We start from the raw sequence: 16,619 nt of genomic DNA on the forward strand, positions 1-16,619 counted from the left end.
CTAGGTCACTTCTTGACGCGAACGGTCTTGGTGGAACGGGTTTCGAGCGTCATCTCGTCAGCCTCCGCGACCTTCGCCTTCAGTCGCACAGTACCGGTCGCGGCATCGACCACGTCCACCACCTTCGCAAGCAGTTTCGCAGTATCCGCGTTCCCCGAGACACTCGCGAGCTGAACGGCCCGGCCCAGTTTGGCCGTTGCGCCATCCATATCGCCCGACTTGCGAAGATCCAGGCCCTGTTGGATGACTTGTGCCAGTTCGGCCTGCCCGGTGTAGTGGGCGACCTGAGGGTTGATCGACGTCGAGGCGACCATGTCGTCCGTCCACACGGCCCGCACGAGGCCCTGTGCGCCGAGGTTCTGGGCGCTGCCGTCGGGCTGCGGGATGACCAGTGAGATCCGGCCCGCCAGCATCTCCTGCCCGAGGTTCGCGACCGGGACCTCGATGCAGACGTGGTAGTCACGCGACTCGTCTCCCCAGGAACCAAGGGGGTAGTCGCCGGCGCGCGGACTCGCCTCGGTGCGCCGGCCGGTCAGGTCCTCGACCGTCGGCGCGACCTGCTTGACGTACTTCACGGTCGTGTCGACGGGGGTCCACAGCCGTAGCGAGACGTCCGCGACCTCCTTGCCCATCGCCGTCTCCATCATCCGCGTGAAGTCCGCGGCGAGTTCGGCCGGATCGGCGACGATGTCGGCGGTGCCGAGCAGGGCGGAGGCGATCCCTGTGACTTCTTTCACTTCCCAGTCGGTGCCCACGCCGCGCGCGTCACACGTGAAGCGCCCGGCGCACGCGTCGAGCGCGGCCTTCAGGTCCTGCGGCGACTCGTGTTCGTTGCGGCCGTCGGTGAGCAGGATGCCGTGCCGGATCGCGACGTCCGCGGACGACAGCAGGCGGTCGGCCAGTTTCAGCCAGGTGCCGATGGCCGTGCCGCCGCCCGCGCTCAGCGAGCGCAGCGCCTGCTTGGCCTGTCCGCGGGTGGTGGCGTCGGCGACCGCGACACGGCCGCCGCCCGGGTAGACCTCCTTCGCCACGTGCGTCCCGCCGATCACGGCGAAGTGCACGCCGTCGCGCAGGGTGTCGATCGCCGCGGCCGTGGCGTCGCGGGCGTTGCGCATCTTGGTCGGCGGGTAGTCCATCGACCCCGAGCAGTCGACCATGATCGCCACGGCTGCGGACGGGCCCTGGCCGGGCGAGTAGAGGTGGGGCGCCGCGACCGCGCTGCCGATCGTGCCGCCGCCCGTCGCCGTCACCGTGACGATGGCGTTGACCTCGCCGGCGCCCTCCGGCAGGTACTCGTTCTGGTAGACGTCCACCGAGAACTGGGGCGCGTTCGACTTCGAGAAATTGGCCATGCCTGCTTCGATCCCCCTCCAAAGCCCCCGCCGCGGCGGGGTGATGACGGTAGGCGGACCGGTCCCCTCCGGTCCGCCGAGGCGTCCCCGTACGTGGCCTCAGGCCGATCCTGCCCCCTGGGGCACGGCCGGGAACGGCACGAGCGCCACTGTTACGTTGTCGTGGCCCCCGCCGTCCAGGGCGTGGCCGAGGAGCACCCGGGCGCTGTGCAGCGGATGCGTGGCCGCGTCGAGCGGGACGACCCGGGCCATCTCCTCGGCCGCCTCCGCGTAGTTCCACAGGCCGTCGGTGCAGACCACCACAACGCCGGGCCGGTCCGGCTTGAACGCGGCGGTGTGCGGTTCCAGTTCGTAGGCGTCCGCGCCGAGCCAGCCGGTGATCGCGTGGGCGCGTTCGTCGGCGTAGGCCTCGGCCTCGCTCATCAGGCCCGCGGCGACCATCTGGGCGGCCCAGGAGTCGTCCTCGGTGAGCCGGGCCGGGGGAGCGCTGCGGTCCACCGGGACCCAGTAGGCGCGGCTGTCGCCGACCCAGCCGACGATCAGCAGGCCGGACGTCACCACGGCGCCGACGATGGTGCAGGCGGGGGCGTTCTGGTGAGGTGCCTGCTCGAGGGCCGTGGCGGGCTCCGCGGCGAGCGAGTTGACGGCACGCGAGGCGGCGAGGATCGCGTCGTGCATCGCCTGCTGCGGGTGCGTGCCGCGCGGCAGGGCCGCCAGCAACGTCTCGCCCGCCGCCCGGGACGCCGCCGCGGAGGCGTCGTCGGGGCGGGTCGCCGAGGAGACGCCGTCGCAGACGATCGCGACGGAGGCGGGGGAGCCGTCGGGCAGCGCGGTGGTGCCGATGGCGAACGCGTCCTCGTTGCGGTGGTGGCGCAGGCCGCGGTCGCTGACCGCGGCCACCGGGCCGGACTCCTGCTCCATGTGGTCCCGTTCGCGCGGCTGGGCGTGGCCGCAGTTCTCGCAGTAGCCGTCGTCGTCCACGCGGCCGGCCCGGCAGGCGACGCAGACCTTGCCGCCGGTGCCCGCGGCCTGGGCCGCCGACTCGGCGGACACCCGTGGGTCCGGTGCCTGGAGGAGGTACTCGTCGGGCTGTGTCTGGTAGATCTCCGGCGACGCGGCAGACCCGTCGGGCTGTGTCTGGTAGATCTCCGGCGACGCGGCAGACCCGTCGGGCTGCGGCGGCCGGTCGAACCGCACGCCCTCGGCTTCGGCCGGCGGGGCGCTCGGCGGCGGGGGTGTCTCCGGTGGCAGGACGGAGCCGCCCGAGTCCGTGCCCGGGAGGTCCGTCGGCAGGTGCACCGCGTCCGGGGCACCCGCGCCGTCCGGCCCGGGCGCGGGCCAGGCCGTGTCGGCGGGGGGCGCCGACGGCGGCTCGGGATACTCACCGGCCGGAGCGCCCTGCGCGGGCACCGAGCCGTTCATGGTGATGGTCGGGTTGTCCTGCGGCCGTTCCGGCACGGCGGACAGGTCGTATCCGCACGCGCCGCAGAAACGGTCACCCGACTCGAGGGGTTCCTCGCAACTCGGGCAGGCGGACAACTGGGGCATCTGCGACATCAACTACACCCACGTCCGGGGGCGGTAACGATTGGCACGTTCCACCAGGTCGATCCTCTCCTCGCCGCCCCGCGCCAGCCGGGCCAGCGTGCGGTACGAGCGTTCCAGACCGAAACGCAGGCCCCGCTCGTCCAGGCCGCTACCGAGCAGCGTCCGTCCCCCGGCGGCGGGAGGGGCGGAACCCTGGCCCCCGGAGAGTACCCAGTCCAGCGCGCAACCGAGGACTTCGGCCGACAACTGCTCCCGCCGCGCCGGATCCAGACCGTACGCCTCCAGCGCCTCGACCTGCGCGGCGGCCGCCGTCAGATCCCCCAGGAACGCCGCGTCGGCGGCGGTCGCCGTGCGCTGCCGCAGCCGCGCCCGCACGGCCGCGACCCGCGCTGCCGTGTAGTGGATGGAGGACTCCGGTACCGACTCCAGCGTGCGTACGGCGCCATGCCGGTCCCCGGTCGCCAGCTGCACGCGCGCCAGGCCGAACGCGGCGCTCACATAGCTCGGGTCGGTCGACCACACCAGCCGGTAGTACTCGGCGGCGTTGTCGAGCTGGCCCAGCACCTCCGCGCACAGGCCCAGCGCCAGCTTGGGCGCGATCTCGCCCGGGAAGGCGTCGTAGATCGCGTCGAAGGCGAGGGCGGCTCCCTCGTCGTCGCCTGTCACCAGGGCGGCCAGGCCCCGGTACCAGACCACCCGCCAGTCGTCGGGCCGCTCACCCTCCAGCGAGACCAGCGCCTGCACCGCGGCGGCCGGATCGCCGGTCTCCAGCCAGGCCCTGATCTGCCTCAGCCGCGTCTCGATCGACGGGGCGGGGGCGGCCGCCAGGGCGCCGAGCAGCTCGCCCGGCGCCGAGGTCATCAGACCGGCCAGGAAACCGGCGTTGGGGTCGGTCGGGTCGACCCGCGGGACGGGCAGGGCGAACGCGGCGGCGGGGGTGTCGACGGGCTTGACGAGACTGTGCGCGGGCCCGGGCCGCTGCGGATCGGGCAAGGCGGCGGGAGCGCCGGCACGGGCCCGGGCCCGCAGCACCCGGGCCCCCAGGCGGGACACCTCGCCGTCCAGCCTCGGGAACAACTCCGTGTCCGGCACCCGCAGTTCCGGACCGAACAGCGTGGACAGGGCAGGGCGGGCGCGGCCCGTCTGGAGGGAGACGACCTCCCGCAGGACGCCCGTCAGCTGCTCGGTCATCTCCTGCGCGGAGGCGAACCGGCGGGCCGGGTCGGGGTCCGTGGCACGGACCAGGAGTCGGTAGAACGACTCGTACTGCCGGAACACCTCGATGTGGTCCGGGTCGGGCAGGGAGTCGGCGTAGACGTTCGTGTAGCCCTGGAAGTCGAAGGTCATGACCGCGAGGGTGCGGGCGACGGTGTAGAGGTCGCTCGCCACCGACGGGCCCGCCTCGGCCACCTCCGGGGCCTGGTAGCCGACCGTGCCGTAGATGGCCGACTCCTCGTCGTCCATCCTGCGCACCGCGCCCATGTCGATCAGCTTGAGCTGGTCCTCGGTCTGGATGGCGTTGTCGACCTTGAAGTCGCAGTACAGCAGGTTCCGGCTGTGCAGGTGCCCGAGCGCCTCCAGCGCCTCGATGCCGTACGCGCAGGCCTGCTCCACCGGCAGCGGGTCGCGCCTGCCCTGCGGGGTGCGGCGGGCGTTGGCGATCTCCTTGAGCGACTTGCCGCCGACGTACTCCATCACGATGTAGCCGTCGAGCGAACCCGTGCGCTGGTCCAGGTGCTCCACGAAGTTGTAGATCCGCACGATGTTGGCGTGCTCGATCTCCGCGAGGAAGCGCCGCTCGGAGATCGCCGCGGCCATCGCGTCCTGGTCGCCCGTGTCCAGCAGGCCCTTCAGGACCACCCACCGGTCGGACACCGCCCGGTCGACGGCGAGGTAGATCCAGCCGAGCCCGCCGTGCGCCAGGCAGCCGACCACCTCGTACTGGCCGTGCACCACGTCCAGGGCCTTCAGCTTCGGCACGAACGAGTACGGGTGCCCGCACTTGGTGCAGAAGCCCTCCGTACGGCCCGGCCGGTCGCCGCGTGCCCGGCCCACCTGGGCGCCGCAGTCGGAGCGCGAGCAGAACCGCTTCCGCTCGGGCACCTCGGGGTTGTCCAGGACCATCTCGCGCGGGTCGGGCCGCGGGATCGGCGGAACCTGCACCAGACCGGCGCCCAGTCGGCCCCGGGACCCGGAACCGGAGGCCGAGCCGGAGCTGCGCACCGACACCGAGCGGCCCGTCGACGTGCCCGACAGCGACCGCGACAGGCGCCCCGACACCGAGCGACGGGACTTCGACGACTGGGACGACGTCCGCGAACTGCGGCCACTGGCGCGGGAACTGCCGCTGCCCGCGGAGCCGCGGGAGCCGCCCCTGCCCCCGGCGGTGATGGCGGTGGGAGGCGAACCGACCATGCCTGCCCCCGAGGAGGAGCCCCCAGCCGCGACGACCGGGGCCAGACCGCAGGTGTCGCAGTACAACTCACCGCCGCCCACGTCCTCGTACGTGCCCTCGCAACCCGGGCGCTGACAGGTGCGTGGCAGTGCGCCGGCCGGCTCCTGCGGCTGACTCATGGACTCCCCCTCGTCGCTCATGCGCCCGGCCCCCTCCGGTCGTCCTCCGGCACGCCCTGCCCCGGCAGCCGCGGGCCGCCGAGCAGTTCCGCCGCCGCGTGCTGGAAGCGCAGCACCGCCTGCTCGGCGGCGCGCAGGTCGCAGGGAGCGCTCCACAGCATGCGGCGCGCCTTCTCGTACCGCTCCACCAGCAGTGCGTCCTCGGCGAAGCCGTGCCGCGCGACTTTCGCCTTGTACGCGTCGAGACGGCCGCGCAGCTCGGCACGGACCGCCAGCGGCGCGGTGACCGCTCCCAACGACTCACGGGCGCGCAGCAGTTCGTCCTCGGCCTTCTGCTCCAGCGACTCCAGCAGCGGGGACAACCGGTGCCACTGCGCCTGCCTGCGGTACTCGGCCGCCGCAGCCAGCTGCTCCTGCAGCACGGTCGGCGGCCCGCTGACCACCGGCACCTCCGTCGCCGCGATCTTCGCGAGGACCTCGCCGCGTGCCGTGCGCGCCTCGGCGAGCGTGCGGTCCGCGCGGCTGAGGATGTCCCGCAGCCGCACGATCCGCTTCTCCGCGTCCTGGCGAACCGTCAGCACGGCGTCGATCTCGCGGCGTACGTCCTCCAGGGCGCGGGCCTCGCGGTCGTACACCGTCGTGTCCGGTCTGCCGCCGCCCGGCGCCGAACTGCCCTCCGCGGCCAGCCAGAACGCCAGCGGGTCCGAGACCACCTGCTCGCGCAGCTTGGTCAGTACCCGCGTGATGCGCTCCAGGTCGTCACCGGCCGGGTGCTCACTGGGGCGCACACCGACCGAGTGGGCGAGCCGGCGGGTGCGCTGGAGTTCGGCCGCGAGCAGGTCTATCCGGGCCGGCAGCGCCGACCAGACCGCGTCCGCGGCGACCACCATGTCCAGGCTCGTCGCGTACAGCTCGTTCATCCGGTCGACGAGGGTGGCGAGCGAGTGGCGTTCGCTGAGTTTGGTCGGACCGGAGTGCAGCGTCGGGGCGTTGGCCGTGGCCGTGGCGCTGCCCGCCACGGTGACCGAGTCGCCGTTCAGGAGCTCCGTCAGCTCCACCAGGTCCTCGCGGCTGGACCAGCGGCGGCGGGCCCGGATGTCGCGGGCGGAGCGCAGCGCGTCGGTGTACGCGTCGAAGTAGGTCCACAGCAGCGTGATCGACGCCTCCGTCGACGTCCAGCGCTCCTGGGTGACGCCGGTGAGCTGGGCGCCCTCCAGGAGTCTGCGGCCCGCGTGGTCCTGCAGGGCGAGGAGCGAGGTCTCGATCGCCTCGTGCTCCGCGCCGAGCCGCGCCAGCGCACGGTCCACCTCGTCCCGGTCCATCACCGGCCCGGTGGGTCCCGTGGCGCCCATCGATCACCTCTCGCTGCGGTAGTGCCCGTCGGGGCGTTCTCGGTCGTGGTCCGGCTGTGCGCCGGTCGTCAGCTCGTGCGGAGGTACTGCGGTGCCGGTGGTTCCGACTTCTTCGCATCCTTGCCCAAAGTCGCCGACAGCCATCGGTCGTACGACGCCTGCCAGCCGTTCGCGGTGTCCTTGCGGTAGTCGACCAGGATCTGGTTGACCCGGCGTACCAGATCGTCCGCGTCCTTCTTCATCGCCACGCCGTAGTACTCGGCAGTGAAGGCGTCGCCCTTGAGCTCGACCGTCGGATCCTGTGCCGCCTGGCTCGCCGCGAGCGCGCCGTCGGTGACGACGGCGTCGACCTCGCCGAGCTGGAGCCGCACCAGACAGTCGAGTTGGTTCGGGACCGTGATCGATATGTCGGTGTCGGCGGGCAGTTCGCCGGCCTTCTGGTCCGCCTCCAGCTTGGAGTACGCCGTGGAGCCGGCCGCGGTGCAGACCTTGCGGCCCGCGAGAGTGCCGTCGTAGCCCTTGACGCGCGAGGACTTCGGGGCCAGGACCTGCTGGCCCGTCTTGAAGTAGGGCGCGGAGAAGGCCACGTCGGCGATGCGGTCGCAGTTGATCGTCATGGTGCGGACGACCATGTCCACGCTGCCGTCCTGGATCGCCGGGATGCGCTGGTTGGTGGGGATCGCCTTGAACTGGACGGCGTCCGGGTCGCCGAGGATGTCCTCGGCGATGCGGTGGACCAGGTCGATGTCGAAGCCCTCGAGCTCCGCGGTCTTGCCGCTGTTGGGGTTGCGGTAGCCCCACCGGTAGCTGTTCTGGTCGACGCCGACGATCAGCTTGCGCTTCCCGCCCTCGCGGTCCTTGATCTTCCGGATGGTGTCGCCGTCGGCGGAGGAAGGGGAGAGGGTCTGCTTCTCGGGGGCCTCGCAGTCGCCCTCCGCCTTGGTCTCGGCGGTACGGGTGGTCGCGGTGGTGTTCTGGGCGGTCTTCGTGGTCGTGGTGAGCGGCAGGCAGAGGGCCACCAGCGCCACCAGGGCGCAGACGACTGCCATCGCGGTCACTCCGCCCCAGCCCCTGAGCGTGTCTCGCACGGTCGTTCCTCCCTTCGCCCCTGGCCCGTTCACCGGTACTCCGACAGCCTGCGGCCGATGCCCACGACCGCGCCCGCCGCGCCCAGCACCGCCAGCACGGCCACACCGGCCGGCATGCCCGTCAGCGCGTCGCGGCCGTCGCCCGCCGCGCGCTTGAACTCCGTCTCCTCGTGCGCGAGTGCCGTGCGCAGGTTCTCGTCGACGCTGTCGAAGCACTCGCCGGTCGGGTCCTTGGTGCCGATGACCCGGTCCAGCGCCTGCTGGTAGTTGCCGTTCTCGTCCTGCTCGCGGGCCGCGGCGTGGCGCTTCTTCCACTCCCGCATGTTGCCCATGGCGGCGGTGACGGGGCGCTCGCCCGAGTCGTCGTCGGCGAGCTTCTCGGCTGCCGCCAGATACCCGGCCAGGTCCTTGATGTCCGTGCCGAAGTCGTAGTCGTAGGCGTCGTACGTCCTTTCGCCCACCTTCTTCGTCTCCGCGCCGCGGGCCACCAGGGTGAGGTTCTCATTGCCCCGGGCCTTGAGGGAGGCGATGCGCGCGTCGTGCAGCACGTTCAGGGAGCGGACGCCGTGGTCGAAGGAGTCGTCCAGGCCCGCGCGGGCGAGGGTGTGGCCGACGACCAGCCAGAGGAGGACGACCGTGGCGGTGGCGGTGGCGGCCACCAGGCCGTGGTTCAGGACCCTGTTCGTCCGCCGGTAGTTGCGGTGCTGGGCCCAGGCGAGGGCCGCCAGTGCGGCGACGCCGAGGGCGATGGCCGCCCAGGGGTAGGGCGTGGCGGCCGCGTAGTCCGCCCTGAGGCGCTGGTTCTCCTTCTTGTAGAGGTCCTCCGCCGCCGGGAGCATCTGCTCCTGCATCTTCTCGTTGGCGTAGCGGAGGTAGGCGCCGCCGACGGGGAAGCCCTGCCGGTTGTACGTACGGGCGCGCTCCACCAGGCCCTTGTACTGCGGGAGGAGTCGGTTGAGTTCGGCGATCGTCGCCGTGGAGGGGGAGTCCGGGTCGGCATTCGCGGCGGCGTTGACGAGCTTCTCCGCGGCCGTGCGGATGTCCCGCTCGTAGCGGTCGCGGGTGGCGGCCGATTCCTGGCCGCCGGCGAGGAAGCCGCTGGAGGCCGCGGTGTTGGCGTCCGCGAGGGAGCGGTAGATGTCGGCGGCGTCCGAGCTGAGGGGCTGGCTGCGGGTGAGGACGTCGTCGGCGGCGGCCGCGCGGTCGGTCATCTGCCAGGCGGTGACGGCGCCGAAGGCGATGACGAGCAGGGCCAGCAGGGCGCCGATGATGCGCAGGCGGCCGGGCTCGGTGGTGGCGGCGGAGCGGAGCTGGTCGAGGCCCTCGGCGAACGCGGTGCGGCGGGGGCCTGTTGAGGGTGCCGGGGGCGCGAGAGGTTTTTCGGATGGCCGGGCGGGGGGCGCTGCCTGTGCCGGGACCGCCGGCAGCACGGGCAGGGCCGTGCCCGGTGGTGGCGGGCTGCTCTTCGGCGTGTGCGTCACTGTGACCTCCCCCATGGTCATCCGTCGCCGCAAGTATCGCTGCCGGGACCGACATCCGCACCGGCCTTGCCCCGATCTTGATCGGATCGCAGCGTGGAGCGCGCCCCCTCGCACCACCCCTTGTCCAGGAACACGTACGAGGGGTCGGTTCGGTTCCCGTGGGGTGGTGTGAGGTGGTGGGAGTGCCTGCGGCGGCCCGTCCCCCTGCGTACGACGGCGGGTGCGTGGTGGTTGCCGCGGTGCTAGGCGTCGTAGTACGACCGCAGTCTGTCCTGCGCTCCCTCCTTCGGCCCGACCTCGTCCAGTCCCAGCAGTGCCGCGCCGAGGACCGGGCTCGCCGTCACCACCTGCGGGACCGCCTTGGGGGCGCGGTCGGTGAGCAAGTGCTCGATGTGGGTGTTCAGTCGGGCGTGCCGGGCCGCCAGGACGCCGCCGCCCAGGAGGACCGGTGTCGGCTCGTGCAGGAGGTCCAGGCGGGTCAGGGCCACGACCGCCATGGAGACCACTTCCTCGGCCTGGCGCTCGATGATCGTCCGGGCGATCGGATCTCCGTCGGCGGCCGTGGCGAAGAGGACCGGGGTCAGTTCGTGACGCCGGAGCGTCGGGATGCGCTCCAGGTGGAGCGCTTCGACGAGGGTGTACACCGAAGGCAGGCCGAAGTGGGCGGGGAGGGTGTGGGACAGGGCGGTGGGGGCGCCGCGGCCGTCCTCCGCCCGGGAGGCGTGCCAGAGGGCCTCCTCGGACAGGCCCCAGCCGCCGCCCCAGTCGCCCGAGACCCTGCCCAGTGCCGGGAAGCGGGCGGTGCGGCCGTCGGGGCGCATGCCCACGCAGTTGATGCCGGCGCCGCAGACGACCGCCACGCCCCGGGGTTCGGTGACACCGGCCCGCAGGATCGCGAAGGTGTCGTTGCGGACCGTCACCGTCGTGCCCCAGGCGCGTGCCCGCAGGGCCGTGGCCAACCGGTCCTCCTCCACGGGGAAGTCGGCGTTCGCCAGGCATGCCGAGACGTGGGTGACGGAGGTGAGTCCGGCGGTGGTGAGCGCCCTCGTCACCGTTTCGGCCAGGGCGTCCATCGCCGTGTCGACGCCGACGGCCGGGGGACGGAAGCCGCCTCCGCGTGCCGTGGCGAGGACGTCCCCGTCCGCCGTGACGATCGCGACGTCCGTCTTGCTGTTGCCCGCGTCGATGGCGAGGACTCGTGCGGTCAGGCCCACGCGAGGTGCTCCCGGTTGTGTGCGATCAGCCGGTCGGTGAGCGTCTCGGCGTACGCGTACTGGCCGATGAGGGGGTGGGAGAGGAGGGCGCGGAAGACGCGGTTCCTGCCGCCGTGCAGGGCGGCCTGGAGGGCGAGGTCCTCGTAGGCGGTGACATGGGCCATCAGGCCCGCGTGGAGCGGGTTCACGGGCTGGACGGGGAGGGGGGAGGCGCCTTTGGCTCCCACCGCCGCCTGCACCTCGATCACGGCGTCGTCGGGGAGGAAGGGGAGCGTGCCCCGGTTGTACGTGTTCACCACCTGGTACGGCGAACCGCCGCCGCCCAGCAGGGCCGCCGCCAGGTCCACCGCCGCCTCCGAGTAGAAGGCCCCGCCCCGCTCGGCGAGCAGCTCCGGCTTCTCGTCCAGGGCCGGGTCGGCGTACATCGCGAGCAACCGGCGTTCCATATCCGCGACTTCGGCCGCCCGGGACGGCTTCGTCCGGAGTTCCCCGACCACCTCGTCGTGCGCGTAGTAGTAGCGCAGGTAGTAGGAGGGGATCACGCCCAGCGTGTCGAGCAGGGGGCGGGGCAGGCGGAGGTCGGCCGCGATCGTGTCGCCGTGCTCGCCCAGCAGTTTCGGCAGGACGTCCTCGCCCTCCGGGCCGCCGAGACGTACGGCCGTCTCCCAGGTGAGGTGGTTCAGGCCCACGTGGTCCAGGTGGATCCCGGAAGGCTCCGTGGACAGCAGGGCCGCGAACTTGCGCTGGAGGCCGATGGCCACGTTGCACAGGCCCACCGCCTTGTGGCCCGCCCGGAGCAGGGCGCGGGTCACGATGCCCACCGGGTTCGTGAAGTCGATGATCCAGGCCTGGGGGTTGGTGCGGCGGACGCGGTCCGCGATGTCCAGGACGACCGGGACCGTGCGCAGGGCCTTCGCCAGGCCGCCGGCGCCGGTGGTCTCCTGGCCCACGCAGCCGCACTCCAGGGGCCAGGTCTCGTCCTGCTGACGGGCCGCCTGGCCGCCGACGCGGAGTTGGAGGAGGACCGCGTCCGCACCGTCCACCGCCTCGTCGAGGTCGTTCGTCGTGGTGATGCGGCCCGCGTGGTCCTGGCGGGTGAAGATGCGGCGGGCCAGGCCGCCGACGAGGTCGAGACGGTCCTGCGCGGGGTCCATGAGGACCAGTTCCTCGATGGGCAGGGTGTCCCTCAGGCGGGCGAAGCCGTCCACGAGTTCGGGCGTGTAGGTCGAGCCTCCGCCGACCACGGTGAGTTTCACTGAGGGGTACCTCGCTTCCAGGTGACCGGGACGACGACCATCGGCCGGGGGTCCGGGGGTTGTCCCCCGGGGAGATGCTGCATGTGTGTCTAACCCTTTACTCCAGTGAGCGTGACACCCTCGACGAACGCCTTCTGCGCGAAGAAGAACACGAGGATCACGGGGGCCATGACCAGCACGGTGGCGGCCATGGTGAGGTTCCAGTCGGTGTGGTGGGCGCCCTTGAACGACTCCAGGCCGTAGGAGAGCGTCCAGGCGCCCGGGTTCTCCGAGGCGTAGATCTGGGGGCCGAAGTAGTCGTTCCACGCGTAGAAGAACTGGAAGAGCGCCACTGCGGCTATGCCCGGTCTGGCCATCGGGAGAACGACCCTGAGGAGGGTGCGCAGGTCTCCGCAGCCGTCGACCCTCGCCGCGTCCAGGTACTCGTCGGGGATCGTGGTGAGGAACTGGCGCAGCAGGAAGATGGAGAACGCGTCGCCGAACGCCATGGGGATGATCAGCGGCCAGAGCGAGCCGGACAGGTCCAGCTGCTTCGCCCAGAACAGGTACATCGGGATGACGATCACCTGCGGCGGCAGCATCATCATCGAGATGACCAGCATCAGGGCCAGATTGCGGCCCCGGAAGCGGAACTTGGCCAGGGCGTAGGCCACGGGGATCGAGGAGACGACCGTGAGGACCGTGCCCAGGCCCGCGTAGATCAGGGTGTTCTTCCACCAGGTCAGGAAGCCGGGGGTGTCGAAGACCTTGGCGTAGTTGCCCCACTCCCAGGTGTGCGGGATCAGGTCGCGGCTGAGCGCCTGGCTGTCGCTCATGAGGGAGGTGAGGAAGACGAACACGAAGGGGAGCGTGAAGAAGAGGGCCGCCGCGACGCCGAGGGAGTGGACCGCGATCCACTCCAGCAGCGCCCTGCGGTGGGCCGTGCGCTCCGCCGGCGACGGGGGCGTCTTCAGCTCCAGGGGCCTGTCGAGTACCTGCGTCATCGTTCACCTGCCTGGATCAGGCCGCCCCTGCGGCGCATCAGAAGGGCCGTGAAGGCCATGGAGAGGGCGAAGAGGACCAGGGCGACCACGCAGGCCGAGCCGTAGTCGAAGCGCTGGAAGCCCAGGTTGTAGACGAGCTGGGGGAGGGTGAGGGTCGACTTGTCGGGATAGCCGGGCTCGAACTGCGTTCCCGCACCCTGGATCACACCCGAGGCGACCTTTCCGGCGATCAGCGGCTGGGTGTAGTACTGCATCGTCTGGATCACGCCCGTGACGACCGCGAACATGACGATCGGCGAGATGTTCGGGAGCGTGACGTAGCGGAAGCGCTGCCAGGGGCTCGCGCCGTCCAGTTCCGCCGCCTCGTACTGCTCCTTCGGCACGTCGAGCAGGGCGGCCATGAAGATGACCATCAGGTCGCCGATGCCCCACAGGGCCAGCAGGGTCAGGGCCGGCTTGGACCAGGTGGGGTCGTTGAACCAGCCGGGAGTGGGGAGCCCGATCTTCTCCAGGATCGAGTTGACCGGGCCGGTGCCGGGGTTGAGGAGGAACGCGAAGGCCATCGTGGCCGCCACGGGCGGGGCCAGGTACGGCAGGTAGAAGAGGGTGCGGAAGACACCCGTGGCCGTTTTGACCTTGGTGATCAGCAGGCCCACGCCCAGGCCGAAGGCGACCCGGAGCGTGACCATGACGACGACCAGCCACAGGGTGTTGCGCAGGGCGGGCCAGAAGAGGGGGTAGTGCTCGAAGACGTACACCCAGTTCTTCGTGCCGCTCCACTCGGGCGGCCTGAAGCCGTCGTAGTGCATGAAGGAGAAGTAGACGGTGGAGAGCAGGGGATAGGCGAAGAAGACCGTGAAGCCGATCAGCCAAGGGGACAGGAAGGCGAGGGTGCGCAGGGTCGAGCGGCGGTGTTTCGCCCGCAACGTGTAGGTGGTCATGGCTTACTTCGCCTGCGCGATGTCCGTGTCGATCTGCCGAGCGGTTTCCCGGAGCCCCTTCTTCAGGTCGGTCGCCTTGCCGCTCTCGTAGTCGTAGCCGAACTGCTGGATCGTGGTCAGGTAGACACCGCCGTTGACGGAGGCGGGGGCCGTGGTGGAGTCCGGATTCGCGGCGATCTCCAGGAACGTCTTGAAGCGCGGGTCGTACTCCAGCTTCGGGGACTTCAGGGCCGCCAGCGTCGAGGGCACGTTGTGGATGGCGTTGGAGAAGTTCACCACCGCGTCCGTGTTCGTGCTGATGTACTTCACCAGCTCCCAGGCGGCGTTCTGCTTCTTGCTGGTCGCCGCGATCCCGGCGATGGTGCCGGTGATGTAGCCCTTGCCGTACTGGTCGGCCTGGTCGTCGGGGACGGGCAGCGGGGCGACGCCGATGTCGAACTTCGGCTTGGTGGCCAGGGCCATGCCCAGGCGCCACTCGCCGTCGAGCTGCATGGCGACCTGGCCGGTGTGGAAGGGGTGCTTGGGGCCCCACTCGTCGCCGAGCCGGGAGCGGTAGGTCTCCAGCTTGCGGTAGCCGCCGAGTTCGTCGACCAGTTCCTTCTGCACCGTGAAGGCCTGGGCGAAGGCGGGGTCCTTCGCGACGTTCGACTTGCCGTTCTTGTCGAAGTACGTGGGGGAGAACTGGCCGAGGTAGTGCTCGGTGGTGGTCTCCCAGCCGTGGTAGTCCGGCATGAAGCCGAGCTGCTTGTAGGTGTCGCCCTGGGGGATCGTCAGCTTCTTCGCGACCCGCTCGAACTCCGACCAGGTCTTCGGCGGGGCGGTGATGCCGGCCTTCTTGAACGCCGTCTTGTTGTAGTAGAGGCCGTACGCGTCACCCAGCAGCGGGACCGCGCAACGGTTTCCGTCGAACCGGGTGTACTCGTTCATCGCCTTCGGGAAGGTCTTCTCCGGGTCGACGCCGGACTTCTCGAAGAACGGGTTGAGGTCCACCAGGGCGCCCGAGGAGCAGAACTTCCCGACGCTGTTCGTGGTGAACGACGAGATCACGTCCGGGGCCTTGGCGCCTCCGGTGCGCAGGGCCTGGTTCATCTTGTCGTCCGTCATGTTGCCGACGACGTCGACGTGGATGGTGGGGTGCGTCTTCTCGAATCCGGCGACCAGGTCCTTGACGGCCTTCACCTCCGAGGGCGCGCTCCAGGCGTGCCAGAAGGTGAGGGTCGTCTCCTTGGACGCGTCGTCGCTCGCGCCCGCGTCGGACTGGCCGGTACAGGCCGTGGCGAGGAGGGCGATGGAGGCGGAGGCGACGAGCGCGAACGTCGCTTTTCTGGATGTTCCGGGCATGGCAGAGCTCCCTGAGGCACGGGGAAGAAGGGAATTACCGGGGAGGGGGGTGGGGTCGGCGTGAGTGGTTCGGCCTGAGCCGGTCGGCCTGAGCCGGTTTCAGCGGGAGGTGTCGAAGACCTCGTCGCGGGTGGTCGCGAGCGCGCTCTCCAGCGCTCCGCGCAGCACGGGATGTTCACGGACGTCGCCCACGACCAGGCGGGGGCGGGACGCGGCCAGCTCTTCCAGTTCGGCCTGGACGAGGGCGCGCAGCGGCTCGCCGCCGGAGGTGAGGACGGCGCCGCTCAGCACGACGAGCTCGGGGTCGAGGACCGAGACCAGCGAGGCCAGACCGGTGGCCAGCCGGGTCGCGTACGTCCGCAGGAGGTGCCGGTGGGCGTCGTCGCCGGCCTGTGCGGCCCTGGCCACCAGCTCGGCGGCGGCCTCGGCATACGGCCCGGGCGGGACGTCCTCGATGCCGAGTTCGCGGGCCAGGCGCGGGACGGCCTGGGCACCGGCCAGCTCCTGGTAGCCGCCGCTGTTGGCCTTGGTGACCTGGCGGACCAGGGGCGTGCCCGGCACCGGCAGGAAGCCGACCTCGCCGGCGCCACCGGTCCAGCCGCGGTGCAGCCGGCCGCCCAGGACCAGGGCGGCGCCCAGGCCCTCCTGATTCCACAGCAGCACGAAGTCCGCGTGGCCCCGGGCCGCGCCGAGGCGCTGCTCGGCGAGCGCGACCAGGTTGACGTCGTTCTCGTACTCGAACGGCATCGGCAGGGCGGCGGCGAGCTCGTCCAGCAGGGTGGGGGAGTGCCAGCCGGGGAGGTGGGAGGCGTAGCGCAGCCGGCCCGTGGTGGGGTCGAAGGCGCCGGGGGTGCCGATGACGAGGCGGTGGATGTCGTCCCGGGCGAGACCGGCCGCCTTCACCGCGCCGTCCAAGGCGTCGGTGACCTGCTGGACGACCGGGGTGCCGGTGCGCCTGCCGGGGGTGGGCAGCTCGTGGCGGCCGATCGTGCGGCCGGTGATGTCGGCGACCGCGGCGAGGATCCGCTGGGGGGTGACGTCGAGTCCGGCGGCGTGACCGGCCGCGGGGTTGACCTCGTAGAGCTGGGCGCTCGGGCCGGGCCGGCCTTCGGTGGTGCCGGTGGCCAGGACGAGGCCCGCCGCCTCCAGACGGGCCAGGAGCTGGGAGGCGGTCGGTTTGGACAGGCCGGTGAGCTTGCCGATCCGGGTGCGGGACAGCGGTCCGTGCTCCAGCAGCAGGTCCAGGGCGGCCCGGTCGTTCATGGCGCGCAGGACGCGCGGGGTGCCCGGCGTGCCGGCGGTTCCTGCCATGCGTGTCCACACCTGCCCTTCGGCTGTTCAGCTTCTCAGTGATCAGGCGGGGAAGTCCATCGGGGGCCGCTCCGTCGATCACTGTTAGGAAAGTTTCCTATCGATGGGAGGAAGGTAGGCCGGGTGCCGCGCGGGCGTCAATAGGGGACGGCCCGTCGTCATCCGGACATGCGAGAGG

General features: G+C 71.4%; 12 protein-coding genes. All 12 read right to left on the minus strand.

Annotated elements, in window-relative coordinates:
- Nucleotides 1-5: 5 nt before the first annotated feature.
- Nucleotides 6-1,352 carry a vWA domain-containing protein gene (locus tag FDO69_RS12970; RefSeq protein ID WP_104779932.1) on the minus strand — a complete coding sequence of 449 codons (1,347 nt, stop codon included), beginning with the start codon at nucleotides 1,350-1,352 and terminating at the stop codon, nucleotides 6-8.
- Between the two features lie 99 nt (nucleotides 1,353-1,451).
- Complete coding sequence (locus FDO69_RS12975) at nucleotides 1,452-2,909, minus strand: PP2C family protein-serine/threonine phosphatase (RefSeq protein ID WP_104779933.1); 1,458 nt, start codon at nucleotides 2,907-2,909, stop codon at nucleotides 1,452-1,454.
- Nucleotides 2,910-2,912: 3 nt separating this feature from the next.
- Nucleotides 2,913-5,474 (minus strand): serine/threonine-protein kinase, encoded by a 2,562-nt coding sequence (locus FDO69_RS12980; protein ID WP_104780019.1) that lies wholly within the window; start codon nucleotides 5,472-5,474, stop codon nucleotides 2,913-2,915.
- Nucleotides 5,475-5,491: 17 nt separating this feature from the next.
- Entirely contained in the window at nucleotides 5,492-6,826 is a 1,335-nt protein-coding gene (locus FDO69_RS12985) for a coiled-coil domain-containing protein (RefSeq protein ID WP_104779934.1), read from the minus strand.
- A 68-nt stretch (nucleotides 6,827-6,894) separates the two neighbouring features.
- Complete coding sequence (locus FDO69_RS12990; RefSeq protein WP_420878504.1) at nucleotides 6,895-7,884, minus strand: glutamate ABC transporter substrate-binding protein; 990 nt, start codon at nucleotides 7,882-7,884, stop codon at nucleotides 6,895-6,897.
- A gap of 59 nt (nucleotides 7,885-7,943) precedes the next feature.
- Nucleotides 7,944-9,395, minus strand: a complete 1,452-nt coding sequence (locus tag FDO69_RS12995; RefSeq protein WP_167526576.1) for a hypothetical protein — start codon at nucleotides 9,393-9,395, stop codon at nucleotides 7,944-7,946.
- Nucleotides 9,396-9,637: 242 nt separating this feature from the next.
- On the minus strand, nucleotides 9,638-10,609 hold the full coding sequence (locus FDO69_RS13000) for an N-acetylglucosamine kinase (protein WP_104779937.1): 972 nt from the start codon (nucleotides 10,607-10,609) through the stop codon (nucleotides 9,638-9,640).
- A complete protein-coding gene (locus FDO69_RS13005; RefSeq protein WP_104779938.1) occupies nucleotides 10,600-11,865 on the minus strand; it encodes a 6-phospho-beta-glucosidase in 1,266 nt (421 codons plus the stop codon). The genes FDO69_RS13000 and FDO69_RS13005 overlap by 10 nt, the downstream gene beginning before the upstream one ends.
- Nucleotides 11,866-11,954: 89 nt before the next feature.
- Nucleotides 11,955-12,848, minus strand: coding sequence for a carbohydrate ABC transporter permease (locus tag FDO69_RS13010; protein ID WP_104779939.1), 894 nt, complete (start codon nucleotides 12,846-12,848; stop codon nucleotides 11,955-11,957).
- Nucleotides 12,845-13,789: a carbohydrate ABC transporter permease gene (locus FDO69_RS13015; RefSeq protein WP_104779940.1), complete on the minus strand. Its 945-nt coding sequence runs from the start codon at nucleotides 13,787-13,789 to the stop codon at nucleotides 12,845-12,847. Before FDO69_RS13015 ends, FDO69_RS13010 begins: the two co-directional genes overlap by 4 nt.
- Nucleotides 13,790-13,792: 3 nt before the next feature.
- Nucleotides 13,793-15,130, minus strand: coding sequence for an ABC transporter substrate-binding protein (locus tag FDO69_RS13020; protein WP_104779941.1), 1,338 nt, complete (start codon nucleotides 15,128-15,130; stop codon nucleotides 13,793-13,795).
- Nucleotides 15,131-15,229: 99 nt separating this feature from the next.
- Nucleotides 15,230-16,441 (minus strand): ROK family transcriptional regulator, encoded by a 1,212-nt coding sequence (locus tag FDO69_RS13025; RefSeq protein ID WP_104779942.1) that lies wholly within the window; start codon nucleotides 16,439-16,441, stop codon nucleotides 15,230-15,232.
- Nucleotides 16,442-16,619 lie beyond the last annotated feature (178 nt).

The sequence above is a fragment of the Streptomyces tibetensis genome, from assembly GCF_007655005.1.
GTDB lineage: Bacteria > Actinomycetota > Actinomycetes > Streptomycetales > Streptomycetaceae > Streptomyces > Streptomyces tibetensis.